General features: G+C 74.6%; 33 protein-coding genes, 1 other RNA gene and 1 riboswitch. Of the genes, 21 read left to right on the forward strand and 13 right to left on the reverse strand.

Going from position 1 to position 26,269, the window contains the following annotated elements:
- Window positions 1–32 precede the first annotated feature (32 nt).
- From PGB27_RS22980 to PGB27_RS22990, 3 genes are all read left to right on the forward strand, one after another.
- On the forward strand, window positions 33–482 hold the full coding sequence (locus tag PGB27_RS22980) for a DUF6918 family protein (RefSeq protein ID WP_274202749.1): 450 nt from the start codon (window positions 33–35) through the stop codon (window positions 480–482).
- Between the two features lie 88 nt (window positions 483–570).
- Entirely contained in the window at window positions 571–867 is a 297-nt protein-coding gene (locus PGB27_RS22985) for an EthD family reductase (RefSeq protein ID WP_274202750.1), read from the forward strand.
- Window positions 868–964: 97 nt separating this feature from the next.
- Entirely contained in the window at window positions 965–1,594 is a 630-nt protein-coding gene (locus PGB27_RS22990) for a class I SAM-dependent methyltransferase (protein ID WP_274202751.1), read from the forward strand.
- A 4-nt stretch (window positions 1,595–1,598) separates the two neighbouring features.
- Here PGB27_RS22990 and PGB27_RS22995 read toward each other — a convergent pair whose 3' ends face one another.
- Window positions 1,599–2,258: a biliverdin-producing heme oxygenase gene (locus PGB27_RS22995; RefSeq protein WP_274202752.1), complete on the reverse strand. Its 660-nt coding sequence runs from the start codon at window positions 2,256–2,258 to the stop codon at window positions 1,599–1,601.
- Between the two features lie 106 nt (window positions 2,259–2,364).
- Between PGB27_RS22995 and PGB27_RS23000 the strand changes: the two genes are divergently transcribed.
- From PGB27_RS23000 to PGB27_RS23010, 3 genes are read left to right on the forward strand one after another with little or no spacing between them, the layout of a single operon-like run.
- Window positions 2,365–3,219 (forward strand): NAD-dependent epimerase/dehydratase family protein, encoded by an 855-nt coding sequence (locus PGB27_RS23000; protein WP_274202753.1) that lies wholly within the window; start codon window positions 2,365–2,367, stop codon window positions 3,217–3,219.
- A gap of 35 nt (window positions 3,220–3,254) precedes the next feature.
- Window positions 3,255–3,542 carry a putative quinol monooxygenase gene (locus tag PGB27_RS23005; protein ID WP_274202754.1) on the forward strand — a complete coding sequence of 96 codons (288 nt, stop codon included), beginning with the start codon at window positions 3,255–3,257 and terminating at the stop codon, window positions 3,540–3,542.
- A gap of 30 nt (window positions 3,543–3,572) precedes the next feature.
- Window positions 3,573–4,061, forward strand: a complete 489-nt coding sequence (locus PGB27_RS23010) for a pyridoxamine 5'-phosphate oxidase family protein (RefSeq protein ID WP_274202755.1) — start codon at window positions 3,573–3,575, stop codon at window positions 4,059–4,061.
- Window positions 4,062–4,076: 15 nt separating this feature from the next.
- Here the strand turns inward: PGB27_RS23010 and PGB27_RS23015 are convergent, their stop codons facing one another.
- On the reverse strand, window positions 4,077–4,943 hold the full coding sequence (locus tag PGB27_RS23015) for a polysaccharide deacetylase family protein (protein ID WP_274202756.1): 867 nt from the start codon (window positions 4,941–4,943) through the stop codon (window positions 4,077–4,079).
- A 167-nt stretch (window positions 4,944–5,110) separates the two neighbouring features.
- Between PGB27_RS23015 and PGB27_RS23020 the strand changes: the two genes are divergently transcribed.
- The 3 genes from PGB27_RS23020 to PGB27_RS23030 are packed head-to-tail and all read left to right on the forward strand — an operon-like array spanning window position 5,111 to window position 7,492.
- Window positions 5,111–6,751, forward strand: coding sequence for a dihydroxyacetone kinase family protein (locus PGB27_RS23020; RefSeq protein ID WP_274202757.1), 1,641 nt, complete (start codon window positions 5,111–5,113; stop codon window positions 6,749–6,751).
- 40 nt (window positions 6,752–6,791) lie between these two features.
- On the forward strand, window positions 6,792–7,259 hold the full coding sequence (locus PGB27_RS23025) for a DUF2975 domain-containing protein (protein WP_274202758.1): 468 nt from the start codon (window positions 6,792–6,794) through the stop codon (window positions 7,257–7,259).
- Window positions 7,256–7,492, forward strand: a complete 237-nt coding sequence (locus PGB27_RS23030; protein WP_274202830.1) for a helix-turn-helix domain-containing protein — start codon at window positions 7,256–7,258, stop codon at window positions 7,490–7,492. The genes PGB27_RS23025 and PGB27_RS23030 overlap by 4 nt, the downstream gene beginning before the upstream one ends.
- On the opposite strand, the gene PGB27_RS23035 is transcribed toward PGB27_RS23030, so the two are convergent.
- The 3 genes from PGB27_RS23035 to PGB27_RS23045 form a co-directional block, all read right to left on the reverse strand.
- The gene (locus PGB27_RS23035) at window positions 7,476–7,790 is read right to left on the reverse strand and encodes a DMT family transporter (protein ID WP_274202759.1); all 315 of its coding nucleotides are present in this window, start codon (window positions 7,788–7,790) and stop codon (window positions 7,476–7,478) included. The genes PGB27_RS23030 and PGB27_RS23035 overlap by 17 nt on opposite strands.
- Window positions 7,791–7,803: 13 nt before the next feature.
- Window positions 7,804–7,871, reverse strand: a riboswitch (guanidine-III (ykkC-III) riboswitch).
- A gap of 383 nt (window positions 7,872–8,254) precedes the next feature.
- The gene (locus PGB27_RS23040; RefSeq protein WP_274202760.1) at window positions 8,255–8,779 is read right to left on the reverse strand and encodes a putative immunity protein; all 525 of its coding nucleotides are present in this window, start codon (window positions 8,777–8,779) and stop codon (window positions 8,255–8,257) included.
- A complete protein-coding gene (locus tag PGB27_RS23045) occupies window positions 8,772–9,518 on the reverse strand; it encodes a DUF2332 domain-containing protein (RefSeq protein ID WP_274202761.1) in 747 nt (248 codons plus the stop codon). Before PGB27_RS23045 ends, PGB27_RS23040 begins: the two co-directional genes overlap by 8 nt.
- Window positions 9,519–9,609: 91 nt before the next feature.
- On the opposite strand from PGB27_RS23045, the gene PGB27_RS23050 reads away from it, so the two are divergent.
- The 3 genes from PGB27_RS23050 (at window position 9,610) to PGB27_RS23060 (ending at window position 10,864) form a co-directional block, all read left to right on the forward strand.
- Window positions 9,610–10,095, forward strand: a complete 486-nt coding sequence (locus PGB27_RS23050; protein ID WP_274202762.1) for a hypothetical protein — start codon at window positions 9,610–9,612, stop codon at window positions 10,093–10,095.
- Window positions 10,096–10,202: 107 nt separating this feature from the next.
- Window positions 10,203–10,493 carry a hypothetical protein gene (locus tag PGB27_RS23055; protein ID WP_274202763.1) on the forward strand — a complete coding sequence of 97 codons (291 nt, stop codon included), beginning with the start codon at window positions 10,203–10,205 and terminating at the stop codon, window positions 10,491–10,493.
- A gap of 11 nt (window positions 10,494–10,504) precedes the next feature.
- On the forward strand, window positions 10,505–10,864 hold the full coding sequence (locus PGB27_RS23060) for an MmcQ/YjbR family DNA-binding protein (RefSeq protein WP_274202764.1): 360 nt from the start codon (window positions 10,505–10,507) through the stop codon (window positions 10,862–10,864).
- Here the strand turns inward: PGB27_RS23060 and PGB27_RS23065 are convergent.
- The 4 genes from PGB27_RS23065 to PGB27_RS23080 all read right to left on the reverse strand — a co-directional run bounded on the left by PGB27_RS23065 (window position 10,831) and on the right by PGB27_RS23080 (window position 12,920).
- Window positions 10,831–11,256, reverse strand: coding sequence for a hypothetical protein (locus PGB27_RS23065; RefSeq protein ID WP_274202765.1), 426 nt, complete (start codon window positions 11,254–11,256; stop codon window positions 10,831–10,833). The two genes, PGB27_RS23060 and PGB27_RS23065, sit on opposite strands and share 34 nt — an antisense overlap.
- Window positions 11,257–11,413: 157 nt before the next feature.
- A complete protein-coding gene (locus PGB27_RS23070) occupies window positions 11,414–11,956 on the reverse strand; it encodes a dihydrofolate reductase family protein (protein ID WP_274202766.1) in 543 nt (180 codons plus the stop codon).
- Window positions 11,957–12,017: 61 nt separating this feature from the next.
- Window positions 12,018–12,707, reverse strand: a complete 690-nt coding sequence (locus PGB27_RS23075; RefSeq protein WP_274202767.1) for a helix-turn-helix domain-containing protein — start codon at window positions 12,705–12,707, stop codon at window positions 12,018–12,020.
- A gap of 51 nt (window positions 12,708–12,758) precedes the next feature.
- Window positions 12,759–12,920: a hypothetical protein gene (locus PGB27_RS23080; protein ID WP_274202768.1), complete on the reverse strand. Its 162-nt coding sequence runs from the start codon at window positions 12,918–12,920 to the stop codon at window positions 12,759–12,761.
- A gap of 195 nt (window positions 12,921–13,115) precedes the next feature.
- Here PGB27_RS23080 and PGB27_RS23085 point away from each other — a divergent pair, with 195 nt between their 5' ends.
- The 4 genes from PGB27_RS23085 to PGB27_RS23100 all read left to right on the forward strand — a co-directional run bounded on the left by PGB27_RS23085 (window position 13,116) and on the right by PGB27_RS23100 (window position 16,933).
- A complete protein-coding gene (locus tag PGB27_RS23085; protein WP_274202769.1) occupies window positions 13,116–13,562 on the forward strand; it encodes an ArsR/SmtB family transcription factor in 447 nt (148 codons plus the stop codon).
- Window positions 13,559–14,716: an ACR3 family arsenite efflux transporter gene (gene arsB, locus PGB27_RS23090; protein ID WP_274202770.1), complete on the forward strand. Its 1,158-nt coding sequence runs from the start codon at window positions 13,559–13,561 to the stop codon at window positions 14,714–14,716. Before PGB27_RS23085 ends, arsB begins: the two co-directional genes overlap by 4 nt.
- Window positions 14,716–15,384: an arsenate reductase ArsC gene (locus tag PGB27_RS23095; RefSeq protein WP_274202771.1), complete on the forward strand. Its 669-nt coding sequence runs from the start codon at window positions 14,716–14,718 to the stop codon at window positions 15,382–15,384. The genes arsB and PGB27_RS23095 overlap by 1 nt, the downstream gene beginning before the upstream one ends.
- Before the next feature lie 106 nt (window positions 15,385–15,490).
- Window positions 15,491–16,933 (forward strand): FAD-dependent oxidoreductase, encoded by a 1,443-nt coding sequence (locus tag PGB27_RS23100; protein WP_274202772.1) that lies wholly within the window; start codon window positions 15,491–15,493, stop codon window positions 16,931–16,933.
- Window positions 16,934–16,956: 23 nt separating this feature from the next.
- On the opposite strand, the gene PGB27_RS23105 is transcribed toward PGB27_RS23100, so the two are convergent.
- Window positions 16,957–18,231: an FAD-dependent oxidoreductase gene (locus PGB27_RS23105; protein ID WP_274202773.1), complete on the reverse strand. Its 1,275-nt coding sequence runs from the start codon at window positions 18,229–18,231 to the stop codon at window positions 16,957–16,959.
- Between the two features lie 56 nt (window positions 18,232–18,287).
- Here PGB27_RS23105 and PGB27_RS23110 point away from each other — a divergent pair, with 56 nt between their 5' ends.
- Window positions 18,288–19,196, forward strand: coding sequence for a helix-turn-helix domain-containing GNAT family N-acetyltransferase (locus tag PGB27_RS23110; RefSeq protein WP_274202774.1), 909 nt, complete (start codon window positions 18,288–18,290; stop codon window positions 19,194–19,196).
- Window positions 19,197–19,363: 167 nt separating this feature from the next.
- Here the strand turns inward: PGB27_RS23110 and rnpB are convergent.
- An RNA gene (gene rnpB / locus PGB27_RS23115) (RNase P RNA component class A) lies at window positions 19,364–19,764 on the reverse strand.
- 111 nt (window positions 19,765–19,875) lie between these two features.
- On the opposite strand from rnpB, the gene PGB27_RS23120 reads away from it, so the two are divergent.
- Together PGB27_RS23120 and PGB27_RS23125 are read left to right on the forward strand one after the other, a co-directional pair.
- Window positions 19,876–20,634 (forward strand): sulfite exporter TauE/SafE family protein, encoded by a 759-nt coding sequence (locus tag PGB27_RS23120; RefSeq protein WP_274202775.1) that lies wholly within the window; start codon window positions 19,876–19,878, stop codon window positions 20,632–20,634.
- A 4-nt stretch (window positions 20,635–20,638) separates the two neighbouring features.
- Window positions 20,639–21,880, forward strand: a complete 1,242-nt coding sequence (locus tag PGB27_RS23125; protein WP_274202776.1) for an ArsB/NhaD family transporter — start codon at window positions 20,639–20,641, stop codon at window positions 21,878–21,880.
- On the opposite strand, the gene PGB27_RS23130 is transcribed toward PGB27_RS23125, so the two are convergent.
- Window positions 21,858–22,718 (reverse strand): helix-turn-helix domain-containing protein, encoded by an 861-nt coding sequence (locus PGB27_RS23130; RefSeq protein WP_274202777.1) that lies wholly within the window; start codon window positions 22,716–22,718, stop codon window positions 21,858–21,860. The genes PGB27_RS23125 and PGB27_RS23130 overlap by 23 nt on opposite strands.
- Window positions 22,719–22,820: 102 nt before the next feature.
- Between PGB27_RS23130 and PGB27_RS23135 the strand changes: the two genes are divergently transcribed.
- A complete protein-coding gene (locus PGB27_RS23135) occupies window positions 22,821–23,675 on the forward strand; it encodes an oxidoreductase (protein WP_274202778.1) in 855 nt (284 codons plus the stop codon).
- Window positions 23,676–23,737: 62 nt separating this feature from the next.
- Window positions 23,738–24,871, forward strand: coding sequence for a DUF2332 domain-containing protein (locus tag PGB27_RS23140; RefSeq protein ID WP_274202779.1), 1,134 nt, complete (start codon window positions 23,738–23,740; stop codon window positions 24,869–24,871).
- Here the strand turns inward: PGB27_RS23140 and PGB27_RS23145 are convergent.
- Window positions 24,777–26,099, reverse strand: a complete 1,323-nt coding sequence (locus PGB27_RS23145) for an MFS transporter (RefSeq protein ID WP_274202780.1) — start codon at window positions 26,097–26,099, stop codon at window positions 24,777–24,779. The two genes, PGB27_RS23140 and PGB27_RS23145, sit on opposite strands and share 95 nt — an antisense overlap.
- Window positions 26,100–26,269: the final 170 nt, after the last annotated feature.

The raw sequence follows: 26,269 nt of genomic DNA on the forward strand, positions 1-26,269 counted from the left end.
GCCGCTCCCCTGCTCCACGAGGAAGGACACCGATGGCCGAGACGCTCAAGGCACGCCTTCTCGACTCCGACCGCCGCGGTGCGGTCGTCGAGGACCTCAACGGCCTCGTCGACGCCGAGGTCGCGAACAAGAGCGGCCTGTCCGGCGGCATCGTCAAGACGGGCTACGGCGCCCTCAAGAAGGTCAAGCCGGGCATCGTGCCCGAGGCGATCGACAAGATGCTCGACGAGTTCGTCGACCAGCTCGAGCCCTTCTGGGCCACCTACTCGACCGAGGCCGCCGGCGACTTCGGCACCTTCCTCGGCACCCGCCCGCAGGAGGCCTCCGAGGCCCTGCTGGCGGTCACCGACCGGCGCGCGGAGCGCAGCAGCCGCGCGGCGATCACGTCGATCTACGGCAAGCTGCGCCCGAAGGCGCAGGAGAACGTCATCGAGGCCCTCCCGGGTCTCGGCGCGGTGATCGAGAAGCACGCGCGCGGCTGATCTCCCCGCTCCCCCACGACGGCCCCGGCGCCACGACCTCCGCATCCGGTCCTGGCTCCGGGGCCGCCGTTCGTGGTGGGGTGATCCGGTGCACATCGTCACCGTCCTCTACGGCCACCCGACCGACCCCGCCGCGTTCGACGAGTACTACGAGAAGACCCACGTGCCGCTGGTGGAGCCCATCCCCGGCATCCGGTCGTTCACCTACCGGCACTGCTCGTCGCTCGACGAGAACCCGCCGCCGTACTACCTCATCGCCGAGCTGGCCTTCGACTCGCTGGAGGACCTGCAGGCCGGCATGAGCGGCGAGGCGGGCCAGGCCGCGGCGGGCGACGTCCCGAACTTCGCGACCGGTGGCGTGACGATGTTCGTCGCCCACGACTGAGGTCCCGGCGGGCCGGGTCCTTGACCTCCACCGAGGTCGAGGACCGAGGCTCGGTCGCATCGGTGATCACGCCGACGACACGAGCCCGGAGGCCGCCATGAGCACACCAGCACCGTCCCGCTTCCAGGACGCCTACCTCACCGGCGAGCCGCCGTGGGTCATCGGCGAGCCCCAGCCGGCGATCGTCGCCGCCGAGGCCGAGGGCCTGCTGCGCGGCCGGGTGCTCGACCTCGGGTGCGGCACCGGCGAGCACACCGTCCTGCTCGCCGCCCGCGGCTACGCCGTCGTCGGGGCCGACTCCGCGCCGGCCGCGCTCGACCGGGCACGGGCGGTCGCGGCGGCCCGCGGTGTCGAGGCCACCTTCGTCGAGGCCGACGCCCTGCACCCCGACGGCCTGCACGGCTTCGACACCGTCCTCGACAGCGCGCTGTTCCACATCTTCGACGCCGACGACCAGGGCCGGTACGCCGACGCCCTGCGCGACGTGGTGGTCGACGGCGGCCGGGTGGTGCTGCTGGGGCTCGCGCCCGGGCCGGCGTTCGGCCCCGAGGTGACCGACGACCAGATCCGCGCCGCGTTCAGCCGCCCGGGCTGGACGCTCGAGGAGCTGCGCGCGAGCACCTATCGCGGGCGGGTGCCCGACGCCGAGCAGGCCGAGATGCTGCGCGTGCCCGTCGGCGGGCACGTCGACCTGCCGGCGTGGCTGGCGGTGGCCCGGCGGGTGTAGCGGCTCAGGCGGCGAGGTCCTCCGGGGGCACCGTGCCGGCCAGGTCGGCGAGCATCGCGATGTTGAGCTCGAAGGCGTGGCACGCCTCCTCGGCGATCCGGGCGCGCTCGACGTCGTCCCACGCGGCGGCGTCGAGCAGCGCCCGGTAGCGGGTGCGGAAGGGCGGCACGGGGCCGAGGGCGGCGAAGTCGTAGAAGCGCGCGCCGTCCTCGGTCACGCCGTAGGTGCGCCGCAGCAGCCCGCGCACCGCCTGCCCGCCGGCGAGGTCGCCGAGGTAGCGCGTGTAGTGGTGGGCGACCCAGCCGCCCGGCCAGTCGTCGACGGTCGCGCGGATGCGGTCGGCGTAGGCGGCGGTGGCGGGCAGCGGGGCGAGGTCGTCGGCCCAGCCGGGGCCGCGGAGGAACGCGAGGTCGGTGGCGATGGCGTCGCGCCGACGCAGGGCGTCGACGGCGAAGCCGCCGACGACGGGGTGGTCGCGCAGCCGGTCGGCGCCGTCCTCGAGCGCCGAGTACACGTGCCAGTACTGGACGACGAGCGTCGCGTAGTCGTCGAGGGCGAGGCGCCCGCCGAGCAGGGCGTCCATGTAGGTCGAGTGGTGCGCGCGCTCGTGGGCGGCGGCGGTGGCACGGCGCAGGGTCTGGGAGAAGGGCTGGTGCTCGCTCACGGTCCGCCTCCGGTGTCGCAGGGCTACCGGGGACGACACTAGGGTGCGCGATCGAGTAAGGCGAGCCTCACTTCGAGGGTCGGGCGCGTCTGCCAGGCTGCCGGGTGTGCGGGTGGCGGTGACGGGCGCGAGCGGCTTCCTCGGACGCGCGGCGGTGTCCGCGCTGGTCAGCGCCGGTCACGACGTCGTGGGCGTCACCCGCGGTCGGCCCGTGGGCGCGGGGGTCGAGGTGCGCACGGCGACGCTGGAGAGCCCCGACCAGGTGGCCGCCGCGCTCGCCGACGTCGACGCGGTGTGCCACCTCGCGGCCGTCGTCCGGGTCCGCGACTCCCTCGCCGACCCGCTCGGCACCTGGCGGACGAACCTCGGCGGCACGCTCGCCGTGCTCGACGCCCTGCCCCGCGGCGCGCGGCTCGTGCTGGCCTCGACCGCCGCCATCGTCGACGACCGGCCGCCCCCGCACCCCTACGGCGCCGCGAAGCTCGCCGCGGACCTCGCCGCGCGGGACGTCGCCCGGACCGGCGCGGTGGGGGCGGTGTCGCTGCGGTTCGCCAACGTCGCGGGCCCGGGCGACGGCGATCCCACGCGCCTGGTCCCGGCCGTGCTCGCGGCGGCGGCGGGGCGCAGCGGCCCGTTCGTCGTCAACGGCGACGGGTCGGCGGTGCGCGACCTCGTGCACGTCGCGGACGCGGCGCGGGCCGTGGTCGCCGCCCTCGCCGTCGCGACGCCCGGGACCCACCGCGCGGTGCCGGTCGGCAGCGGTCGGCCCGTGGCGGTGCGCGAGGTCCTGGACGCGGCGGGGCGCGTCACCGGCCGCCCGGTGCCCGTGCGCCACCGCGCGCCGGCGCCCGAGGCGCGGGCGGTCACCGTCGACCCGGCCCGTGCCCGCGACGAGCTGGGCTGGGTCGCGACGTGCTCCGGCCTGGACCGCATCGTGCGCGACGCCTGGACGGAGTCCTGATACCGTACCGATGACTCCGTCGGAAGGATCGACTCGTGGTCATCGTCGCCGGACACCTCCTGGTCGAGCCCGCGCAGCGGGACGCCTACCTGCGGGGGTGCGTCGCCGTGGTCGAGGCGGCGCGCGCCGCGAAGGGCTGCCTCGACTTCTCCATCAGCGCCGACCTCCTCGACCCCGGACGCATCACCGTCCTCGAGCGGTGGAGCTCGCAGGAGGCCGTGGAGGCCTTCCGCGGCAGCGGCCCGAGCGACGGGCAGGGCGCGGCGATGCTCGCGGCCGACGTCGCCGAGTACGACGTCGCCGACGTCCGCAGCCTGACCTGACTGTCGGGGGTCGGCCCTACCGTCCGCGGCATGGCTCTCTGGACCGACTTCGCCGCGGCCGCGCCCCGCATCGCCGAGGTCTTCACGCGCCGCCACGCCGCCACCGGGTACCTCTGCATGCTCGGCACGCTGCGACCCGACGGCTTCCCCCGCATCAGCCCGATGGAGCCGCGGTTCCTCGAGGGCGATCTCTGGCTGGTCGGCATGCCGAACACGGCGAAGTTCGCGGACCTGCGGGCCGATCCGCGGTTCGCCCTGCACACGGCCACGACGGACACGCGGGTCAGCGAGGGCGACGCGAAGCTCTGGGGACGGGTCGAGGACGTCCGCGACGAGGCGCTCCACCAGCGCTTCGCCGAGGCGGTCTACGAGGAGATCGGGCTCGACCTGCGCGGCCAGGCGTTCGACCAGTTCCTCCGCGCGGACATCGTGGGTGCGGCGTCCGTGGCCGTCGGCGAGCACATGGACGTCACCACCTGGCGGGAGGGCGGTGTGGAGACGGTCGTCCGCAAGCACTGACCGCCGCCGGCGGGGTCAGCTCGGCATGACGAACTGGTAGCCCTGCTCCTGCAGCCAGGGCAGGAGCTCGCGCACGGCCTCGATCGTCTGCTCGCGCGGGCCGCCGCCGTCGTGGAACAGGACGACGGCGCCGGGGTGCACGCCCTGCTGCACGCTGCCGACGATGGCGCCGCTGCCGGGCTGGGTCCAGTCCAGCGTGTCCACCGACCAGCCGAGCGGGCGCATGCCGGTCTGCGCGGCGACCTCGTCGAGCAGCGGCGTCCAGCGGCCCTCCGGCGCGCGGAAGTAGTCGATGGTCGCGGGCGGGGCCACGACCTCCGACAACGAGGTCCGGCTGCGCTGCAGCTGCTGGCTCATGAGGTCCTGGGCGTTGCTGCCGACGGTCGCGTCGTGGGTCATGGTGTGGTCGCAGAGGCGGTGGCCCTCGTTGATCACGCGCTGCACGATCTCGGGGTGGGCGAGCGCCTGGTCGCCGATCATGCAGAAGGTGGCCTTGGCGCCGTACTGCGCCAGGAGGTCGAGCACCTGCGGCGTGTACTCCGGCGTCGGCCCGTCGTCGAAGGTCAGGGCCACCGCCGGGTGGTCGGTGCCGGTGTCGGTGACGGTCAGCAACGACGACGTGATCGCGGGGCGGGCGAAGCCCGGCATGCCGCGGGCGGGCGCGTCGTCGGCGAGTCGCGCGGGCCGCCCACCCGTGGCCGAGGACGCGGTGACGGCGGGGGCCGGCCCGGTCGCCAGGACCTGGCGGGCGCCGACGTCACTGAGCACGACGACGGTCACGCCGGTCATCAGCGCGATCGTCGTCAACAGGCCGGCCCATCGATAGATGTAGGGCGGGCTGACGATCTGGCGCAGGATGACGCGCTGCCGAGGAGTGAGCATGTACCTCATCCGTCCCATCAGTCACAGGCGTCACAGCGAGAGACACCATAGAGCGCTCCTCTCGTGACGAGGGAGGGACCCTCTACCTCTGATCGAGTGAATGTCGTCCGGGGACGACCGGATCACCCCGCCGTTCGGGGTGACGGGCGGCCGGGAAGCCCGGCCGCGTGAAGAAGCTGATCAACGCGCCGGAGAACGCCGTCCCCGAGGCCCTCACCGGCGTGGCCCGGGTGACCGAGGGCGCCGCGCTGGTGGAGGGCCACCGCGTCCTCGTGCGCGGGGACCGGACACGGGGGCGGGTCGCGGTCGTGTCCGGCGGCGGCTCGGGGCACGAGCCGGCCTTCGCCGGCTACGTCGGGCCGGGGCACCTCGACGGCGCGGTGTGCGGCGAGGTGTTCGCGTCGCCCGGGGTGGACGCCGTGCTCGCCGCGATCCGCGCGGTCGACGACCCGACGCTGCTCGTCGTCATGAACTACACCGGCGACCGGCTCAACTTCGGCCTGGCCGCGCAGCTCGCGCGGGCCGAGGGCCGGGAGTGCGCCATGATCACCGTCGCCGACGACGTCGCCCTCGACGCCGACGACGACGTCACCGCCGGGCGCCGAGGGCTGGCCGGGACGGTCCTCGTGACGAAGGTGGCGGGCGCCGCGGCGGCCGCGGGTCGCTCGCTCGACGAGGTCACCGAGGCCGCGCGGGCCGCCGCCGCGGCGGTGGGCACCATGGGCCTCGCCCTGACCCCGGCGACCGTGCCCGGCGGCGAGGCGGGCTTCTCGCTCGGCGACGAGGAGATCGAGATCGGGCTGGGCATCCACGGCGAGCCCGGCGTGCGGCGCGAGTCGCTGCGACCCGCCGACGATCTCGTCGACGAGCTGGTCGAGACCGTCTGCGCCGACCGCGGGATCGGCGCCGGCGACCGCGTCGTCGTCCTCGTCAACGGCACCGGGGCCACGCCACCGATGGAGCTCTCGATCGTGCTGCGCCGCGCCGTCGAGGGCCTCGGCGAGCGGGGGGTGACCGTCGAGCGGGGCTGGTCGGGCACGTTCCTCTCGTCGATCGACATGGGCGGGGTGTCGGTGGCGCTGCTGCCCGTGGACGACGACCGCCTCGCGCTCATCGACGCCCCGGCGCGCTCGGCGGGCTGGCCGTCGGGCTCCGGTGTGCTCTCGGGGCCGGCGTCCGAGCCCGTGCCGTCGGTCGAGGTGCCGGGCGAGGCCACCCCGACCTCGGGCGACGGGACCGGGCGGCTGCGCGCCACGGCGGAGGCGGTCGGCCGGGCGGTCCGCGACGCCGAAGGCCACCTCACCGAGCTCGACGCCGCGACCGGCGACGGCGACCTCGGCACCTCGCTGTCCCGGGGCGCCACCGCGGTGCTGGACGACCTCGACACCACCGACCTCGACGACCCCGTCGCCACGCTGCGGATGGTCGCGGCGGCCGTGCGGCGCGCGATCGGCGGCACCTCCGGGCCGCTGCTCGCCACGGCGCTGCTGCACGCGGCCGAGCACCTCGAGTCGGACGGGTCGCCGGACGAGGCGCTGCGCGCCGCCGCGGACGGCATCGCCGACCTCGGCGGGGCCCGGCGCGGCGACCGCACCCTGCTCGACGCCCTCTACCCCGCCGCCGACGCGCTCGCGTCCTCCGGCTCGATGGCCGACGCCGCCGACGCCGCGGCCGAGGGCGCCGAGGCCACCGCGACCATGACCCCGCGCCGGGGCCGGTCGAGCTACCTCGGCGAGCGCGCCCACGGCCACCGGGACGCCGGCGCCGAGGCGGTGGTGATCGTCCTGCGGGCGCTGGCCGACGCGTGATCTGTTGACTTTCGATAGGTATCGATCGAAGATCGATGCCATGAGTCCGGTCGTCATCGGTGCCCTGCGGGCACTCCTCGTCCTCATCGCGCTCGGCGCGCTCGCCGGTCAGGTCGCGATCGTCGTGGCCGTCGTCCTCGGGCTCCTCGAGGGCGAGGTGTCGGGCGTGGCGATGCTCTACGCGGTGCTCGGCGTCGCCGCGCTCGCCGCCCTGGAGGTCGGGCTCGTGGCCCTGTGGGTGCTGCTGGCGATGGTGCGCCGCGGCGCGATCTTCGACGACGCCGCCTTCCGCTGGGTCCGCGTCGTGACCGTCGCCGGGCTCGTCGCCGCCCTCCTCGTCGCCACGGTGTGCGTGCACTACGGGGAGATCGACGACGCGCCCGGCATGGTCCTCATCGGTGGCGGGGTCGCGGTCGGCGGCGCCGCCTACGCCCTGCTCATGCTGGTCATGCGGGGGCTCCTGGCGAACGCGACGGGGCTGCGTCGCGAGCTCGACGAGGTGGTCTGATGATCGTCGTCGACATCGACGTCATGCTCGCGCGCCGCAAGATGTCGGTCGCCGAGTTCGCCGAGGCCGTCGGCATCTCGCCGGCCAACGTCGCCGTGCTCAAGAACGGGCGCGCCAAGGCCGTCCGCTTCACGACCCTCGACGCCGTCTGCCGGGTCCTCGACTGCCAGCCCGGCGACGTCCTGCGCTGGGTGCCCGACGAGGCGCCGGCGCAGGTCAGTGCAGCGCCTTGAGCCCCACGACACCGCCGACGATCGCCAGCAGGAAGACCACCTTGAGCACGCTCACCGACTCCTGTCCCGTGATCATCGCGTAGGCGACGGTCAGGGCCGCGCCGATGCCGACCCAGACCGCGTAGGAGGTGCCGGTGGGCAGGGTGCGCATCGCCCACGCCAGCCCGGCCATGCTCAGCACCAGCGCGACGACGAAGACGACCGAGGGCACGAGACGGGAGAAGCCGGCGGCCCTGCCGAGGGCGGTCGCCCAGACCGCCTCCATGACCCCGGACAGCACGAGAACGATCCACGCCATGACGGACCTCGCAGAGTCGCCGTCTTGTCGTGGGCTGGGTACGGCGCCGCTCGTCCAGGAGCCCCGATCGCCGGGGCACGCGACCATGGTCGCAACGGCCTGCGCCGGTGGCCACGTCGCCGGGTGGTGAGTCCGGTCTCCACCCCTACGCGGTCCACGACCGGACGGTGAGGACGGCGTCGGCGAACGCGTCCGGCGCCTCGTAGGGCAGCGCGTGGCCCGCGTCGACGACCCGGTGCTCGTGGCGGGGTGAACAGGACGGCCTGGTCGGCGGTGCCGCCGGGCTTGAGGGTGTCGCTCGCCCCGTCCAGCGTCACCGCCGGGACGGTGATCGGCGGCCGCGCCTCAGCCGTGCACGAGCACCACCGGCCAGCCGTCGACGGGACCGTCCTCGAGGTAGGCGGTGGTCAGGACCCCGGCGTCGACGGTGTGCACGTCGGACGTGATCGCCACGCCGCCCGAGCCTAGGGCTCGCGGCGCACCGCGGCGTCGAGCTCCCGGAGCAGCTCGCCCACACGCCCGCCGCCGGCCGGCGCCGGCGGATAGCGACGGAGGACGTCGACGACCGGGGGTGTCACGGCGCGTCGGACCCGCTCGAGCCGGACGGCGCCTGCCTCGTCGCCGGCCGCCAGCTCGGTCGCCCGGGCGGCGTGCGCGGCCGCGCCCAGGATGTGCCGGACCTGCGTGGCCTTCGCCAACGGGTGCAGGTACGGAGCCGACGCGGCGCCCATCGCCGCCCGGGCGGCGTGCTCCGCGGCCGGCGTGTCCGCCTCGCCGGCGGCCTTCAGCGCCGCCCAGGCCGCGTCCCGCAACGCCTTCCCGCGGCGCCCGCCGGCCGCGAACGCCCGCGCGGCGTCGATCGCGTCGCGCGGCCGGGTGTCGTCGGGGTGCGCGAACTCGTAGAGGTCCAGCACGACCTCGGCGCACGCGGCCGCGTCGCCGGTGACGGCGCGGAGCTCGTCCGTCGTCAGCGCGATCTCGTCAGCCATCGACCAACCACGACAGCATCCGGCCCCGCGACCAGCACCGACCGACGGCCTCGGCGCGCAGCGTCCGGTGCTCGAGCACGGCCACGCCGAGGACGCTGTGCCCGGAGGCGTGGCGGTCGCCCATGGTCGGAATCCCCGGCGCCACCCCGACGCCCTCCGCCGACACCCACGCCACCGTCCGCCCCGCGCCCACGGCGTCGAGGTGCTGCAGGAACCGCAGCCGGGCCTCGACCGAGTACCGCGCCAGCGCCCACGTCGTCGTGACCATCGGCAGCGCGCCTGCGGGCACCCGGCCGACGGCCTCGGGCAGCAGGTCGATCGGGTCGCCGCGCAGGAGCAGCGGCGGCTCCGCGGCGGCCAGCGCGATCGCCGCGTCGAGCCGTTCCGGCTGCTCGGCCTCGCCGGCGCGCAACCACGCGACGTCGTCCGGGTCCGTGACGTCCACCGGCTCGCGGTCCACGCCGACCCGCGCCACGATCGCGGGCACCGCCCGCCCCGGCACCGGCCGCTCCCCCACGACCGTGGCTTCGAGCTGCACCGGCGACGACGGATCGCCCACGACGAGCCCGGTGCTGTAGGTGACGGCGACGCGGTCGACGAGCAGGTTGAATCCCGACGAGCAGCCGACGTCGACGAGCCCCACCGCGTCCGCGCCGACCCGGTGCGCGGCCTCGGCGACGAGCGGGTGGAGCACGGTGGCGCGCCCGGTCTCGGCGGGCGGCCGTCGCCGTCGGGCCACGACGCCTCCTGTCGAGCGTGGTGCGGTCCGCGCCATCCTGCCCCGCTGTCGGTGTCCCGTCCTACGGTCCACGACGACCGAGGAGGCGCCGATGGCCGACGAGACGCACGACCCGGTGATGGCCCGCATCACCGCCGCGATCGAGCAGGGTCACGCCGGCGACCGGGCGGGCGCCCGCGCCGGGCTCGAGACCATCTGGCAGGAGGTCGGCGCCGACGGCGACCCCTTCCACCGCGTCGTCCTCGCGCACTTCGCCGCCGACGTGCAGGACGACCCCACGGCCGAGCTGGCCTGGGACCGGCGGGCGCTCGCGGCGGCCGAGGAGGTCACCGACGAGCGCGCCCAGCAGTACCACGCCTCGCTGGCCGTGGCGGGGTTCTACCCGTCGCTGCACCTCAACCTGGCCGACGTCCACCGCCGCCTCGGCGACCTCGCCGCGGCGCGCCACCACCTCGCCGCCGCCCGCGAGCGGCTGCCGGACCTGCCCGACGACGGGTACGGCGCGATGATCCGCGCCGGCTTCGAGCGGGTCAGCGCGCTGGTCGAGGCCGGGGACACCGCGGTCGCGGGGTCCTGATGACGACCGGCCCGCTGTCGCCCGTTCAGGGGTGCCGGACGAGGGTCCGTGGGCTCATCCTTCCCCGACGCCCGCCTGCTCGGCGGCTTCGAGGAGGGAGAACTCCCGTGTACACGACGGTCCGCTACTACGAGGACGGAGCCCAGGACGTCGTCGAGCAGATCCGGGGGCATGAGGAGCGGCTGCGGGAGCTGATGCGCGGCATCGAGGGCTTCGTCGCGTACTACCTCGTCGACACCGGCCGCCGCAGCCTCGTCACGGTGAGCGTGTTCGCCGACCGCAGCGGGGCCGAGGAGTCGACCCGCGCGGCCGCGAAGCTGATCGGCGAGCTCGGGCTGGGCCACGTGCTCCCCAACCCGCCGAAGATCATGCAGGGCGAGGTCGCGGTCCACATCTGACCTCGTCCGCCGTGGCGACCATCGAGGACGTGCGATCGCTGGGCTCGTCGCTGGAGCGCTCGTACCCGGTCCACGTCCGGGGCTGCCTGAAGTTCCGCGTCGGGCAGATCGTCTACGTCGCGTTCTCCCGCGACGAGACGGTGATGGGCTTCGCGTTCCCGCAGGAGGAGCGGGCCGCACTCGTCGCGGCCCAGCCCGACCGCTTCCACCTGCCGCGGGCCTCGGAGCTGCGGTTCCGCTGGATCGAGGCCGACCTCGCCGCCCTCGACCCCGGCGAGGCGCGGGAGTTCGTCGTCGACGCCTGGCGCATGGTGGTGCCGAAGAAGCTCGTCCGCGCCTACGACCTCGCCCACCCCGACGGACCGGGCTGACGCGCCGGCGCCGGGTCGTCGCCGAAGGCGTGGCGGCGCACGAGCGACTTGGCGACCTCGCTGGTCGGCGGGGCGTCCGCCGCGAGCGCGATGGCCATGTCCTTGGCCTCGTCCTTCTTCTGCTCGGCCTGCTCCTTGCCCGCGGAACCGACCTGGATCCCGAAGTAGGCGGCGGCGAGCGTGCTGATCGCCGTGGCCACCGAGGACACGAGGGCGACCCCGTCGGAGGCCGTCGGGTAGCGCAGCGCGGCGATCAGGAAGATCAGCACGATGGCCGCGATGGCCACCACGACAACGATGAGCCCGTAGCGCCACCGGGCGTTCGCGTCCGGCACCGGGGGGCTCGGGGGGTTCGGCGGGCCCGGTCGCTCCGGCTGGTCCGGTGTGGCCATGGGTCCCCCTCGCCGACGTCCGCCCCGACTCGACCACGGAGCGTAAGCGTCGGCGGCGACGACGATCAAGGAGTCGCCCGGACGCCACTCGCGCCTCCCACGCCGCGCGCAGCCGGAGCCGGTGTCCGCGGCTCGAGGTTCGTGTCGGCGTGGGCGGTCACCGACGTGGGGCGTAGGCCAGCACCACGGCCCCGCTGCGCATCTCGGTCACCCCGGTCAGCTGCATGCCCGTCGTGCCGATGCCCGACAGCAGCGACTCGCCGGACCCCGCGACGAACGGGGAGATGCTCAGGTGCAGCTCGTCCAGCAGACCTGCCTCGACGAGCGCTCGGCTGAACGGGCCGTTGCCGTACTTCAGCAGCGTGCCGTCGCCGGCCTCCTTGAGCCGGGCGACGGCCTCGACGCCGTCGCCGTCGAGGACCTGGGCGTTCCAGGTGGTCTCGGTCAGCGTGGTGGAGGCGACGTACTTCGGCAGGGCGTTGAGCGTGTCGGCGAGGCCGCCGCTCCTGGCCGGCCACGTCGCGGCGAAACCCTCGTAGGTCTCCCGGCCGAGCACGAGCCCGGCGGCGTCCTCCAGCAGCCGGAACTGGTAGTCGAGGTGGTCGTCGCCAGGGGCGAGCGTCAACTGTGCGGCCCAGAAGGCGTTGCCGGAGGCCATCCCGTCGATCGAGAGATGATCGAACTCGATCAGTCTGCGCATGGGCGGAGCCAAGCAGCGGCGTGATCCGGCCGTCTTGTACCGAACCGAACGCGGCCGGGCGTCAGAACGCGAGGAAGGGCACGCCGGACCGCAGCTCGGCCGGCGTGTGACCGGTCGCCCACCGCATCGCCCGCCCGAGCTGCGGCTGGTCGTAGTAGCCGCCGGCGGCGACGACGTCGGCGATCGCTCCGCCCGCGGCGAGGAGCTGCGCCGCGCGCTGGGCCTGCTCGATGCTGGCGAGCTTGCGGCGCGAGATGCCGACGGCCCGGCGGAACCGGAGCTGCGCGGTGCGTGCCGACATCGCCCGCGGTCGTTCGCCGTGACGGATGTCGTCGACGAGCGGATCGAACGCCACCAGGCCGGCGCGCACGAGCCGCTCGAGGAAGACGTCGACGTTCTGCTCGGTCGGCATCTCCCAGTCCCGGCCGTCCAGCAGGACCCGGCCGCTGGACGACGTCGGCAGCACGGCGTCGTTGAGGTCGGTCAGTCCGGACGGCGGGAACATCGGCAGATAGGCGCCGAGCTGCAGGTCGACACCGAAGAACGCGCAGCCCTCGGGGCAGGTCATCCGCGTGGCCCGGGTCTCCGGTCCACGCAGGTGCACGCTCAGCCCGTCACCCGACCGCGCGATGACGATCATCGAGGAGCCCTTGACCCCCGAGGTGAACGCGCTCGGGGCGTCGCAGCTCGCCGACCAGACGCGCCGTGCCAGCGGGAGGTCGCCGGTGACGGTGTCGAACACCAACCCCATCGGCGCGAGCGTAGTGAGTGCACGGCCCCGGGAGGAGACCTCGCCGGGCGCCTACCCGTCGAGGTCGGCGTTGTCCTCGACGTCGTCCACGACGTCGCGACCCTCGCGCTCGGCCTGCTCGGCATCCTCGTCGGTGAACGGCGAGGAGGCTTCGGGCGCTGCCTCGTCGCGCTGGGCGGAGCTGTCCTCGGGGGACCGTCGGCGATCGTCCATGGGCACGGCTGCCCGATCGCGGCACCGCGACAACCGTGGGGTCTCTCCGGCCGTCTCCCGTGGTCTCCGGCCTCGTGAGGCCGAGCCGACCGTCCGCACACCGCTCGTGGCCTGCCTCCTCGGTGTGCTCCTTGCTCCGCCGCTCGCCGAGACAGCCGCCTTGCGCGTGAATTCGACGGCTGTCAAGGTAGAAGAATGTCGAAACACGGTGGTGCCGACGAGCGGGCCCTGCCCCAGCTCGCCGACCTGGTGGGCTGCTGCTCCCCCCTCGCACGGGAGCCCCTGTCGGCCGAACAGTCGACCGAGCTGGCACGGGTGTTCAAGGCGATGGGCGACCCGGTCCGGCTGCGGCTGCTCTCGCTGATCGCGTCGCACGCCGGCGGCGAGGCCTGCGTGTGCGACCTGACCGACGTGTTCGACCTGTCCGGCCCGACGATCTCCCACCACCTCAAGGTGCTGCGTGAGGCCGGACTGATCACGGGCGAGCGTCGCGGCACCTGGGTCTACTACCGCATCCAGCCCGGCGTGCTCGAGGCACTGGCCGCCGTCCTGGTGCCCGCGGTACCCCAGGCGGTGCCCACCGACCTGGAGAGTGCAACCATCCCGGAAGGGCGACGCGAGCTGCCCGTGGTGGAGGCGTGAGCACCGAGAACACCACCGGAGCCGCCCAGCGGGCCGCCACGGACCCGGCCGAGGCGAGCGTCGTCGCCAAGCTCTCCACCCTCGACCGGTTCCTCCCGGTCTGGATCCTCGCCGCCATGATCGTCGGCCTCCTGGCCGGTCGCCTGATCCCCGGGTTCGGCGAGGCCCTCGGCGCGGTCGCCATCGACGGCGTCTCGCTGCCGATCGCGCTCGGGCTGCTCGTGATGATGTACCCGGTGCTGGCGAAGGTCCGCTACGACCGCCTCGACACCGTCACCGGCGACCGCCGGCTCCTGGTGTCCTCGCTGGTGCTGAACTGGCTGATCGGCCCGGCGCTGATGTTCGCGCTGGCCTGGCTGCTGCTGCCCGACCTGCCCGAGTACCGCACCGGGCTGATCGTCGTCGGGCTCGCCCGCTGCATCGCCATGGTCATCATCTGGAACGACCTCGCCTGCGGCGACCGCGAGGCCGCCGCCGTGCTCGTCGCGCTCAACAGCGTGTTCCAGGTGATCGCCTTCGGCGTCCTCGGGTGGTTCTACCTCGCGGTCCTGCCCGGCTGGCTCGGCCTGCCCACCGCCGGGCTCGACGTCTCCGCGTGGGCGATCGTCCGCTCGGTACTGATCTTCCTGGGCATCCCGCTCCTGGCCGGCTACCTCACCCGACGACTCGGCGAGCGCGCGAAGGACCGCACCTGGTACGAGGAGCGCTTCCTGCCCCGGATCGGGCCCTTCGCGCTCTACGGCCTGCTGTTCACCATCGTGGTCCTCTTCGCCCTGCAGGGCGACGCCATCACCAGCCGGCCCCTCGACGTCGTCCGGATCGCGCTGCCCCTGCTCATCTACTTCGCGGTGATGTGGGCCGGCTCCTACGCCCTCGGGCGCGCGGTCGGGCTGGGCTACGAGCGCACCACCACGCTGGCGTTCACCGCCGCGGGCAACAACTTCGAGCTCGCCATCGCCGTCGCCATCGCCACGTGGGGCGCCACCAGCGGCCAGGCCCTCGCCGGGGTCGTCGGCCCCCTCATCGAGGTCCCCGTCCTGGTCGCCCTGGTCTACGTCTCCCTCTGGCTGCGCCGGCGTCTGTTCCCCACGCAGCCCGAGGCGCTGCGCTCTCTCGACGGTCCAGCAACCACCCACTCGCAGCGGAGCCCCTGATGACCAAGACCTACCAGCGCCACGACCTCTCGATCGACCAACGCCTCGCGCTCAAGACCGCGGCGAAGAACCTCCAGCGCGAGTTCGCCGACACCTTCGGGGTGGAGACGATCGAGCGGTTCCTGCACTCGTCCTACGACGACTTCGCCGGCCGGGCGACCGTCGTCAAGTTCCTGCCGTTGTTGGCCGAGCGCTTCGCCCGCCAGCGGCTGCACGCCCTGGCCAAGGTCGAGGGCCTGTCCCACGACGAGCGCCCGGCGGTGCTGTTCCTGTGCACCCACAACGCCGGCCGCTCGCAGATGGCGCTCGGGTTCTTCACCCACCTCGCCGGCGACCAGGCGGTGGCCTACTCCGGGGGGTCGGAGCCGGCCAGCGAGGTCAACCCGGCGGCCGTGGCCGCGATGGCCGAGTGCGGGATCGACATCTCCGGCGAGTTCCCGAAGCCGTGGACCGACGAGGTCGTCCGCGCCGCCGACGTCGTGGTCACCATGGGCTGCGGCGACGCCTGCCCGGTGTTCCCCGGCAAGCGCTACGAGGAGTGGGTACTGGAGGACCCCGCCGGGCTCGACCTCGAGGCCACCCGGCCCATCCGCGACGAGATCGAGCGCCGCGTGCGCGGCCTGCTCAACGACATCGGCGCGACGCCCCTGCACTCCACCGCCCGCTGACCGCCCGGGGTCGGGGACCTGTCGGCACCGGACAGGTCCCCGTCCCGGCGCGTGCCCTCACCTCCGCGACACCACGCAGCTCCCCGACCAGGAAGGTCCGTGTCCCGTGCACCTCGTCGCGATCGGAGGCAGCGACGCCGGCATCTCCGCCGCGCTGCGCGCCCGCGAGCTCGACCCGACGACCGACGTCACGGTCGTCGTCGCCGACGCCTACCCGAACTTCTCGATCTGCGGCATCCCGTACTACGTCTCGGGCGAGGTCACCCACTGGCGGGACCTCGCGCACCGCTCCCACGCCGACCTGGACGCCGCCGGTGTGGCGTTGCGGCTGGACACGACCGCCACCGCGATCGACGTCGACGGCCGTCGTCTGCACCTGCGCGACCGCGACGGGCGCGAGGACACGCTGGCCTACGACGAGCTGGTGGTCGGCACCGGCGCGACCTCGGTCCGCCCCCCGATCGCCGGGCTCGGCGGACCGGACGCTCTCGGTCCCGAGGACGGGGTGCACCTGCTGCACTCCATGGGCGACACGTTCGCCGTCATGCGGACACTCGGCGAGCAGCGGCCCGCCTCCGCCGTCATCGTGGGCGCGGGCTACATCGGCCTGGAGATGGCCGAGGCCCTGCGTTCCCGCGGGTTGGACGTGACCCAGGTCGAGGCCCTCCCCGAGGTGCTCCCGACCGTCGACCCCGAGCTCGGCGCTCTCGTGCACACCGAGCTCGCCGACCACGACGTGCAGGTCGTCACGTCGACCACGGTCGACGAGATCGTGCGCGCCGGCACCCGGGCGGGGGGCCGGCTGCGGGTGGAGGGACACCACAGCGACGGGAGCTCGTTCACCCGCGCGGTCGATCTCGTGCTCGTCGTGGTCGGCGTGCGCCCGGACACCGGCCTGGCCGTCGACGCCGGCGCGGTGACCGGGGTCAAGGGCGCGCTCGTCGTCGACGAGCAGATGCGCACCAACCTCCCGCACGTCCACGCCGCCGGCGACTGCGTCGTCACGCATCACCGCCAGCTCGGGATCACCTACCTGCCGTTGGGCACCACGGCCCACAAGCAGGGTCGCGTCGCCGGTGAGAACGCCCTCGGGGGCTCGCGCCGTTTCGCGGGCAGCCTCGGCACCCAGGTCGTCAAGGTCTTCGATCTCGTCGCGGCCCGCACCGGACTCCGTGAGCACGAAGCGAGCGCCGTCGGGCTCCACCCGGCCACCACCGTGAGCCGCCCCGACGACCACAAGGCCTACTACCCCGGCGCCACCCCGATCCACATCGCGATCACCGGCGACACCGACACCGGAGCCCTGCTCGGCGCCCAGCTCGTCGGACGACGCGGCGCCGAGATCGCCAAGCGCGTCGACACCTACGCCGGGGCCCTGTTCCACGAGATGAGCGTGGACCAGGTCAGTGACCTCGACCTGTCCTACACCCCTCCCCTGGGCTCACCGTGGGACGCCGTGCAGATGGCCACCCAGGCCTGGGTGCGCAGCCGGGACGCCGCTCCCGTGCTGCTCCGCGAGCCCGTCCCGGCAGGACCCGCCCAGGACTGATCACCGGGTGGACCGACAGGCCGTCAGCTGTGAGAGAGGTCTGCGTCGAACAGGCCCGCGCCCCCGCACACCCCCGTCTCGTCGAGGATCAGCTCGACCCGGGACGCGGCCTCGTGGTCGCCGGCGAGCTCGGCCGCGATCGAGCGGACCTGCTCGTAGCCGGTGCGGGCGAGGAAGGTCGGGGCACGGCCGTACGACTTCATCCCCGCCAGATAGACGCCCGGCTCGGGGTGGGCGAGCTCCTCGGCACCGTGCGGGTACACCGTGCCGCACGAATGCGCGTTGGGGTCGATGAGCGGCGCCAACAGGACCGGCGCCTGCAGGGTCGCGTCGAGCTGGAGGCGGACCTCGGACAGCCACGACAGGTCCGGCCGGAACCCGGTCACCACGACGACCTCGTCCACGCTCTCCACCTGCCGGCCGTCGTCGGAGGTCAGCGACAACCGACCGGCGTCGTCCTGCTCCACGCGCTCGGTGCGGAACCCGAACACCGGCGTCACCGAGCCCGCCTCCACCGCCTCGGCGGCCCGCTTGCCGAGAGCGCCGCGAGCAGGGAGCTGGTCCGCGTCGCCGCCCCCGAGGACCTGGCCGAACCCGGCCCGGCGGAGCAGCCACGACACCCGGGTGCCGGGCTCATCGGCCACGAGCTCCGCGAAGGCCGCCACTGCGGTCAACGCCGAGTGCCCGGACCCGGCCACCACGACGTACCGACCGGCGTAGCGACGACGCTCCTCGGGGTCCGTCAGGTCCGGGACCGCGGCCCGGATGCGCTCCCCTGCGGCGCGCTCGCCGATGGCCGGCAGCCCGTCCCCACCGAGCGGGTTGGCCGACGTCCAGGTGCCCGACGCGTCGATGACGGCGCGGGCGGGGATGCGCTGCTCGCCGCCACCGGTGCTCACGTGCACGAGCAGCGGCTCGGTGTCGCGGCCGGCGTCGACCACGCGGTCGCGTCCCCGACGGGTCACGCCGACCACGCGGGCGCCGGTCACCACGCGCGACCCGAGCGCGTCGGCGAGCGGCGCCAGGTAGCGCTCCGCCCACTCCGCGCCGCTCGGGTAGGACTCGGGGTCCGGCTGGGTCCAGCCGTGCTTCTCCAGCAGCCGCCGTGCGGCCGGGTCGACCACCCACTCCCACGGCGAGAACAGCCGCACGTGACCCCACTCGCGCACCGAGGACCCGGCGTGCTCACCGGCCTCGAGCACCAGCGGCTCCACCCCCTGCTCGAGGAGCTCCGCCGCCGCAGCGAGCCCCACCGGACCCGCGCCGACCACCACCACCGGCAGTACCGTCCCGTTCATGCCGCCTCCATCGACGAGCTTCGATCGAACGAGGCGGACTGTATCGACGCCGATCGATGGGTGCAACCATCGACTCGGATCGATACTCTGTCGACGTGAGCGCGAGCCCCCTGCCGTCGGTCAGCCCGCCCGACCCCGCGGCCGTCCGACCGGTGCAGCTCCCGAACGACCACGCGGCGACCTATGCCAGCTGGTACGCCTGCCTCGCCGAGCCCGTGCGCGTCCGCCTGCTGCACGCGGTCGCGACCGCGGCCGCGCCGGTCTCGGTCGGCCGGCTGGCCGAGCTGACCGGGATCAGCCAGGCCACCTGCTCACACCACCTGCGCAAGCTCGCCGAGACCGGGTTCGTCGTCCTCCGCCGAGAAGGAACGACCACCCGCGTGGCGGTCGATCCCGCCTGCTGCGTCGGCCTGCCCCACGCGGCCGATGCGGTCATGGGCCTGCTCGCCGACCGGCCCTGCTGCCCCGAGGACCTGCCCGACGACGTGTCGGTGCGCGCGATGGAGCATCGCGACTGGGACCCCGTGCGGCGCATCTACGCCGAAGGCATCGCGACCGGCGACGCCACCTTCGAGACCGAGGTCCCCGACACCGAGACCCTCGACGCCACCTGGCTGCCCGACCACCGGTGGGTCGCCGAGATCGACGGCGAGGTCGTCGGCTGGGCCACCGCCAGCCCCACATCCACCCGCGAGGTGTACGCCGGGGTCGTCGAGACCTCGGTCTACGTCGGCGAGGGCCACCGCGGTCGTGGCGTCGGCACGAGCCTCGTCCAGCGCCAGGTCACCGCCGCCGACGCGGCGGGGCTCTGGACCCTGCAGACCTCGATCTTCCCGGAGAACCGGGCGAGCATCGCGCTCCACCACTCCGCCGGCTACCGGACCCTCGGCGTCCGCGAACGCATCGGCCAGCACCACGGCGTCTGGCGCGACGTCGTGTTCCTCGAGCGTCGGCGTCCGGCCTGAGCGGCGTCCGGTCGGCGACCCGTGGAGCGGGCTGAGCCCTGGGTCTTGTCTGCGGAACAGCTGTCCTGGGCGGCGGCGCGGCCCTCGCCCGGCTCGCTCCTCCGACCTGATCGTTCGCTCGGAGTCGCCCCTCAGGTCGGAGAACATGCTGGTCGCCGGGTGTGGGGCGGACGAGTCGGCCTGTAAGCCGGATCCTGTGCCCACGTCCCTCGCGGGAGCGTGGGTGGCGACCATCCATCTCGGCCCGCCGTCGCCGGCGGGCTCCAGCGGTCTACCCGCAGGTCTCGGGCGGGCAGCCCTCGGACGACCTGCGCGGCCGGTCCTCGCGGACCGACCTTCTTGACCTTGCTCCGGGTGGGGTTTACCGAGCCGTCCTGGTCACCCAGGACGCTGGTGGTCTCTTACACCACCGTTTCACCCTCACCACCGCTCGCGCGATGGCGGTCTGTTCTCTGTGGCACTGTCCCGCGGGTCACCCCGGGTTGCTGTTGGCAACCACCCTGCCCTGTGGAGTCCGGACTTTCCTCGACGGCCCTCGTGGGGCCGCCGCGGTCGCCCGGCCGACTCGTCCGCGCCGACGATGGTACAGCCGCCGCGAGGGGCACGTCCCGCAGTCGGCCACGCCTCTCGACCATGTGCGACGTGCCCCTCGCGGGGCAGACCGTTAGCGTCGCGCATCGTGTCGGACCCGTCGGTGCTCCAGGTCGTGCTGCTGGCCGCCCTCGGGCTGCTGGCCGGCGCGGTCAACGCGGTCGCCGGGGGCGGGTCGCTCATCGTCTTCCCCGCGCTGCTGGCCACGGGGATGCCGCCGCTGCCCGCCAACGTCACGAACTCGGTGGCGCAGTGGCCGGGCTACGCGGGCTCGACGGTCAACGCGCGCCACGACCTGAAGCGACAGCGTCGCCGCCTCGTCTCCACCGGCATCGTCGCCGCGCTGGGCTCGGCGGTGGGGTGCGCGCTGCTGCTGGTCCTGCCCCAGTCGGTGTTCGACGCCGTCGTCCCCGTGCTGGTCCTGCTCGCGAGCCTGACCCTCGGCGCGCAGCCGTGGATCAAGAAGTGGACCGGGCGCACCGAGCGCACCGCCGACAACCCGAAGGTGCTGCTCCCGACGATCTTCGTCGCCGCGGTCTACGGCGGCTACTTCGGCGGGGCGCTCGGGGTCGTGCTCATCGCGGTGCTCTCGCTGCTCGCCCACGACACGCTGCAGCGGCTCAACGCGGTCAAGGTCCTGCTCTCCCTGGTGACGAGCACGGTGACCGTGGTGCTGTTCGCGTTCTTCGCCCCGGTGGACTGGCTCGCCGTGCTCCTGCTCGCGCCGACCACGCTGCTCGGCGGCTTCCTCGGCATGGCCGTCGCCAAGAAGATGCCCGACGGGGTACTGCGCTGGAGCGTCGTGGTGCTCGGCGTCGCGGTGGCGATCTACCTGTTCCTGCGGTGACCCGGTGACCGTCGTCGCGGTCGGCCTGCTGGCGGTCGTCCTCGTCGGCGCCGCCACCCGGCCCCGCAACCTACCCGAGGCGACGGCCGCGATCCCGGCCGCGCTGGTCGTCCTCGCGACGGGGCTGCTCGCGCCGCAGCAGGCGTGGGACGAGGTCCGCGAGCTCGGCCCGACGGTCGGGTTCCTCGCCGCGGTGCTCGTGCTGGCCCACCTCGCCGACGCCGAGGGTGTGTTCCGCTGGGCCGGAGGGCTGCTCGCCCGCCACGCGGCCGGGAGCACACCACGACTCTTCGCCCTCGTCGTCCTCGCGGCCGCGGCGACGACCGCCGTCCTGAGCCTCGACGCCACCGTCGTCCTGCTGACCCCGGTCGTCCTCGACACCGCCCGGCGCCTCGGCGCGCGCCCCGCCCCGCACGCCTTCGCCTGCGCCCACCTCGCCAACAGCGGCTCGCTGCTGCTGCCCGTCGCGAACCTCACCAACCTCCTGGCCCTCCAGGCGAGCGGCCTGACGTTCCTCGGCTTCGCCGGGCTCATGGTGCTGCCGCAGCTCGCGGTGCTGGTCGTCGAGTACCTCGGGCTGCGGCTGACGTTCCGCGGCGACCTCGCCACGCCCGCGCAGGCCGCCGACGGGGACGACGAGGTGCCGGTCCCCCGCGTCGCCCTCGCGGTGCTGGCGGCGACGCTGCTCGGGTTCGCCGCCGCCTCGCCCCTCGGGATCGAGCCGGTGTGGGTCGCCGTGGTGGGCGCGGCGGTGCTGGCCACCCGCACCCTGGCCACCCGCCGCACCCGCCTCCGGGACGTCGTGGGCTCGGCGTCGCCCCTGTTCTGCCTGTTCGTCCTGGCGCTGGGCGTGGTCGTCGCCGCGGTGACCGAGCGCGGCCTCGGCGACCTGGTCGCGGGCCTGCTCCCCACCGGCACCTCGTTCGCCGCCCTGCTCGGCCTCGCGGCGATCGCCGCGGTGCTCGCGAACCTCGTCAACAACCTGCCGGCGACCCTCGTCCTGCTCGCCGCGCTCGGGCCCACGCCGGCGGTCGGCGCCGTGCTCGCGGTGCTCATCGGGGTCAACGTCGGCCCGAACCTCACCCCCGTCGGCTCGCTCGCGACCCTCCTGTGGCGGCGGGTGCTCGCGGCGCGCGGCGTCCCCGCCCCGCTGGGGACGTTCACGGTGGCGGGGCTCGCGACCGTTCCCCTCGGCGTCGTCGCCGGCACGGCCGCGCTCTGGCTCACCCTCGCGGTGACGGGCTGACCTGCATCGACTGGGTGCCCAGCGTCGCGAGGAGGTCGAGGCGGCCGCGGGCGTCGCTGCCCGGAGTGGGCGTGAAGACGAGCAGGCGCAGGTCGTCCTCGACGGTGGTGAGCGTGTCGCAGTCGAGCTCGACCTCGCCGACCTCGGGGTGCACCACCGTCTTGTGGCTCTGCTGGTGCCCGGCGACGACCCCGGAGTCCCAGAGGTCGGCGAACCACCTGCTGCCGGCGTACAGGTCCGCGACCAGCGCCGACAGCTCCGGGTCGTGGGGATAGCGGCTGGTGCTGCCGCGCAGGTCCGCGACCAGCGAGCGGGCCAGCGCGTCGCGCTCCTCGGGCGTGTGGCGCACCCGGTCGTCGGCCTCGCCGGTCGCGAAGAGCCGCCGGAGGGTGCTGCGGCCGCGCGGGTCGGTCGCGGACGGGTCACCCATGAGCGCCGCGTAGAGCGGGTTCCAGGCGATCAGCGTCCAGGTCGCGTCGAGGACGCCGACGGGGCTGTCGTGCAGCGCGTCGAGGATCCGGCGCACGCCGGACGGGATGCGCCGCGAGATGCGGCCGAGGTCGGGGGCGTGACCCGCGAGCCGGAACAGGTGCGCCTGCTCGGCGTCGGAGAGCCGCAGGGCCCGGGCCAGCGCGGCGCACACCTGCGCCGACGGGGTGCGGGTGCGGCCCTGCTCGAGGCGCACGACGTAATCGATGGAGATGCCGGCGAGCAGCGCCAGCTCCTCACGGCGCAGCCCCGGCGCGCGCCGGGGCGCGTTGACCGCCATCCCGACCTCGGCCGGGTCGGTGCGATCACGCCAGGTGCGGAGGCTGGCGGCCAGCTCGCCGGTGCTCACCCCCCGATCATCCGCTTCGGCGCCCCGTCGTGGGGGGTACGCGGGTTACCAGGACGATCCGTCGCTCCCCGATCACCGGACTCGGGACCAAAGGTAGGAGCCATGACCACCCCCGCACTGACCGACCGTCTCGCGCTCGCCGACGACCTCGTCCTGACGCGGATGGGCTACGGCACCATGCAGCTCGCCGGTCCGGGCGTCATGGGCCCGCCACGCGACCGTGACGAGGCCGTCGCCGTCCTGCGCGAGGCCGTCGACCGCGGCGTCACCCACATCGACACCAGTGACTACTACGGCCCGTTCATCGTCAACGAGATCCTCCGCGAGGCCCTCTACCCGTACCCGGCGGACGTGCGGATCGTCACCAAGGTCGGCTGCCGGCGCGGTGAGGACGGCTCGTGGAACCTCGACACCTCGCCCGAGGAGCTGCGGCGCGAGGTGCACGAGAACCTCGACCGGCTCGGCCTCGAGGCCCTCGACGTCGTCAACCTGCGCGTCTCCGACGACCACAGCGAGTCCCTCGCCGAGGCCTTCCGGACGCTGGCCGAGCTGCGCGAGCAGGGCCTGATCCGCCACCTCGGGGTCAGCAACGTCTCCCCCGAGCAGCTCGCCGAGGCCCGCGACATCGCCCCGGTGGTGTGCGTGCAGAACCACTACAACCTCGTGCACCGCACCGACGACGCGCTCGTCGACCACTGCGCCGCCGAGGGCATCGCCTACACGTCGTTCTTCCCGCTCGGCGGCTTCACGCCGCTGCAGTCGGACACGCTCGCCCAGGTCGCGGAGCGGGTCGGGGCGACCCCGCAGCAGACGGCGCTGGCCTGGCTGCTGCAGCGCTCGCCGACCATGCTGCTCATCCCCGGCACCTCGTCGCGGGCCCACCTGCGGGAGAACCTCGCGGCCGCCGACCTGGTGCTGCCCGCCGACGCGGTCGCCGAACTGGACGCGATCGGCTAGGTGACGCGCGCGGGGGCCGGTGGCGTTGCGCGACCGGCCCTCCGCTCGGCAACCTACGGCGCGTGACCGCTCCCGACGCGGAGGCGCGCGCCCGCGTGCGTGCCCAGGCCCAGGGCATCGCCGCCGGCTGGTCGGCCCCGGACGCGCCGCCGTCCTGGGCGCTCACCGCCGAGCTCTTCCGGTCGATCGCGACCGAGCCCGACCTGCTCCGGCTCGCGGCGGCCGTCCCGCTCGACCGCCTGCCGCCGCTGCTGCTCAGTGCCGCCGTGCGCTACCTCGTCGCGCGCCTGCGCCCCGACCCGCTGACGAGCTACTTCCCGTTCCCCGGCACCGGGCAGCCGCCGCTCGACGACGGCTTCCGCCCCGCGCTGCTCGCGTTCGCCCGCGAGCACGCCGGGGAGCTCGCCCAGCTCTGCGTCGAGCACCGCTACCAGATGAACGAGGTGGCGCGCAGCGCCGACGTGGTCGCCGTCCTCGGCCAGACGGACGGACACCGCCTCGACCCCGACCGGCCGATCGCGCTGGTCGACCTCGGCACCGGCGCCGGGCTGGGCCTGCACCTCGACCGCTACCGCTACCGCTTCGGCGACCGGATCCTCGGTGACGACGACGCCGCGCTGACCATCGCCCCCGAGCTGCGCGGACGCCCCGCCCCGCTGCCCGAGCGCCTGCCGCCGATCGCCGCGCGCCTCGGGGTCGACGTCGAGCCCCTGGACCTCGAGGACCGGCGCGTCCACGACTGGCTCGCCGCCTGCATCCCGCCCGAGACCTCGGCGGTCGACCGGTTCGCCGCGGCGTCCGCCGTCGCCCGCGCGCACCCCGTGACGACGGTGCGCGCCGACCTCGCCGACGACCTCCCCGGCCTCTGCGCGGGGCTGCCCGACGACGCGCTGCTCGTGCTCGTCGACACCTACGTCCACGTGTTCCTCACCGACGACGAGCGCGCCCGCTTCCGCCGCCAGCTCACGCAGCTCGGCCGCGACGTCGAGTGGATCTCGGTGGACCCGCTCGTGCCGCTGGGCGCCGACGGCCGCGAGAGCACCCAGTACCTCCGGGTCCCGCCGCGGGCGCTGGAGGCCACGCGCGCGGGCGTCACCGGCGTCATCGGCCGGCTGTCGGTGCGCCGGGACGGGGCGACGTCGGGCGAGATCCTGGGCCTGGCGCATCCGGGTGGGGCGTGGCTGGAGTGGCTGTGAGCGTCCGGAACGCCGGCGCGAGCAGCGCGACGACCACGACGACGCCGACGAGCCCGGCGAGCACGAGCCCCGCGACGGGCAGTCCGGCGCCGGCCGCGACGGCGGCCAGCGGGGCACTCGTCACCGCCGGGGCCGCGAGCACCACCGTGTTCTGCGCGCCGAGCACGCGCCCGCGCATCGCGTCCGGCGTGGCCTCGACGACGACCACGCCGAGCAGGGCGCCCGCCGGCGCGTAGGTCAGCCCGACGAGCGCGGCGCCGGCGAGCACGAGCCACGGCGAGGACATCGCGCCGACCGCCGCGAACCCGGCGAGCGTGCCGGTCATGCCGACGACGAACCAGGTCCGGCGGCGCAGCCGCGCGGCGACCGCGGCGTGGAGCGCGGACCCGGCGACGCTGCCGCCGGCGAACGCGCTGAGGGTCAGCCCGGTGAGCGCGGGCAGGCCGACGTCGCTGAAGTAGGCGGGCATCAGCGTCGTCTGCAGCGAGCTGATGACCGCCGCGAACATCGCCGTGAGCAGCGTGGCGCCCAGGACCGGGCGGTGGCGGGCGAGGAAGCGCCAGGCGACGACGAGGTCGCGGCCGGCCCGCCGCAGCGCGGCTCCGGCGCCGACCGGGTCCGGGTCGTCCCCCCGGTCGACGGCGCCGGTCTCCCCGGTTCGAGGGTCGAGGCGCAGGGCGGTCAGGGCCGCGAGCAGGCTCGTCCCGGCGGTGGCGAGCATGAGCGTCGGCGACGGCCCGAGCACCCCGACGAGCAGCCCGCCGACGCCCGGACCGGCGAGGACGAGCACGTTCGCCACGGTCTCGCGCGTCGCGACGAGCCGGTCGAGGGAGCCCGCCCCGAGGTGCGCCAGCGCCGGCAGCAGGGTCTCGCGCGCCGTCATCCCCGGCACCCGGATGACCGCCCCGAGCACGCCGAGCACGAGGAACCAGGCCATGTCCAGGCCCCACAGCGCGTCGACGACGGGTAGCGCGGCGATCGTGGCGGCGGCCAGCACGTCGCCGGCGATCGACACCCGTCGCCGGTCGACGCGGTCGACGATCAGCCCGGACACGAGCCCGGCCGCCGCCGAGGCCGCCGTGGTCGTGGTGGCGAGGACGCCCGCGGCGAGGACGTCGCCGGTGCGGGCGAGCACGAGCAGCGGCATCACCACCGAGGAGATGCCGGCCCCGAGCAGCGAGAGCCCGTACGACGCGAAGTAGAGCGGGGCGGTCCCGCGAGCGACCACGACGCCTCCCTGGTGTCGGACGGGCGGGACGCCGCCCAGGAGGCACCCGGCCGTCGGGGCACGCTCAAGCCCGCGCGGGTCGTGACCCGGGACACGCTTGACCGTGCCGCAGCGGCACGGTCTCCACTGTGGTGGACGCACCCGTACCGGACGTCCCGGGAGGAACCGAC

The sequence above is a fragment of the Actinomycetospora lemnae genome (genome assembly GCF_028737315.1).
GTDB classification, from domain to species: domain Bacteria; phylum Actinomycetota; class Actinomycetes; order Mycobacteriales; family Pseudonocardiaceae; genus Actinomycetospora; species Actinomycetospora lemnae.

Coding starts and splice junctions, on each gene's coding strand:
- PGB27_RS22980 (WP_274202749.1), top strand. CDS start 33: ATGGCCGAGACGCTCAAGGCACGCCTTCTCGACTCCGACCGCCGCGGT.
- PGB27_RS22990 (WP_274202751.1), top strand. CDS start 965: ATGAGCACACCAGCACCGTCCCGCTTCCAGGACGCCTACCTCACCGGC.
- PGB27_RS23010 (WP_274202755.1), top strand. CDS start 3,573: ATGGCTCTCTGGACCGACTTCGCCGCGGCCGCGCCCCGCATCGCCGAG.
- PGB27_RS23015 (WP_274202756.1), bottom strand. CDS start 4,943: ATGCTCACTCCTCGGCAGCGCGTCATCCTGCGCCAGATCGTCAGCCCG.
- PGB27_RS23025 (WP_274202758.1), top strand. CDS start 6,792: ATGAGTCCGGTCGTCATCGGTGCCCTGCGGGCACTCCTCGTCCTCATC.
- PGB27_RS23035 (WP_274202759.1), bottom strand. CDS start 7,790: ATGGCGTGGATCGTTCTCGTGCTGTCCGGGGTCATGGAGGCGGTCTGG.
- PGB27_RS23040 (WP_274202760.1), bottom strand. CDS start 8,779: ATGGCTGACGAGATCGCGCTGACGACGGACGAGCTCCGCGCCGTCACC.
- PGB27_RS23050 (WP_274202762.1), top strand. CDS start 9,610: ATGGCCGACGAGACGCACGACCCGGTGATGGCCCGCATCACCGCCGCG.
- PGB27_RS23065 (WP_274202765.1), bottom strand. CDS start 11,256: ATGGCCACACCGGACCAGCCGGAGCGACCGGGCCCGCCGAACCCCCCG.
- PGB27_RS23070 (WP_274202766.1), bottom strand. CDS start 11,956: ATGCGCAGACTGATCGAGTTCGATCATCTCTCGATCGACGGGATGGCC.
- PGB27_RS23075 (WP_274202767.1), bottom strand. CDS start 12,707: ATGGGGTTGGTGTTCGACACCGTCACCGGCGACCTCCCGCTGGCACGG.
- PGB27_RS23080 (WP_274202768.1), bottom strand. CDS start 12,920: ATGGACGATCGCCGACGGTCCCCCGAGGACAGCTCCGCCCAGCGCGAC.
- PGB27_RS23085 (WP_274202769.1), top strand. CDS start 13,116: ATGTCGAAACACGGTGGTGCCGACGAGCGGGCCCTGCCCCAGCTCGCC.
- PGB27_RS23095 (WP_274202771.1), top strand. CDS start 14,716: ATGACCAAGACCTACCAGCGCCACGACCTCTCGATCGACCAACGCCTC.
- PGB27_RS23105 (WP_274202773.1), bottom strand. CDS start 18,231: ATGAACGGGACGGTACTGCCGGTGGTGGTGGTCGGCGCGGGTCCGGTG.
- PGB27_RS23110 (WP_274202774.1), top strand. CDS start 18,288: ATGGGTGCAACCATCGACTCGGATCGATACTCTGTCGACGTGAGCGCG.
- PGB27_RS23135 (WP_274202778.1), top strand. CDS start 22,821: ATGACCACCCCCGCACTGACCGACCGTCTCGCGCTCGCCGACGACCTC.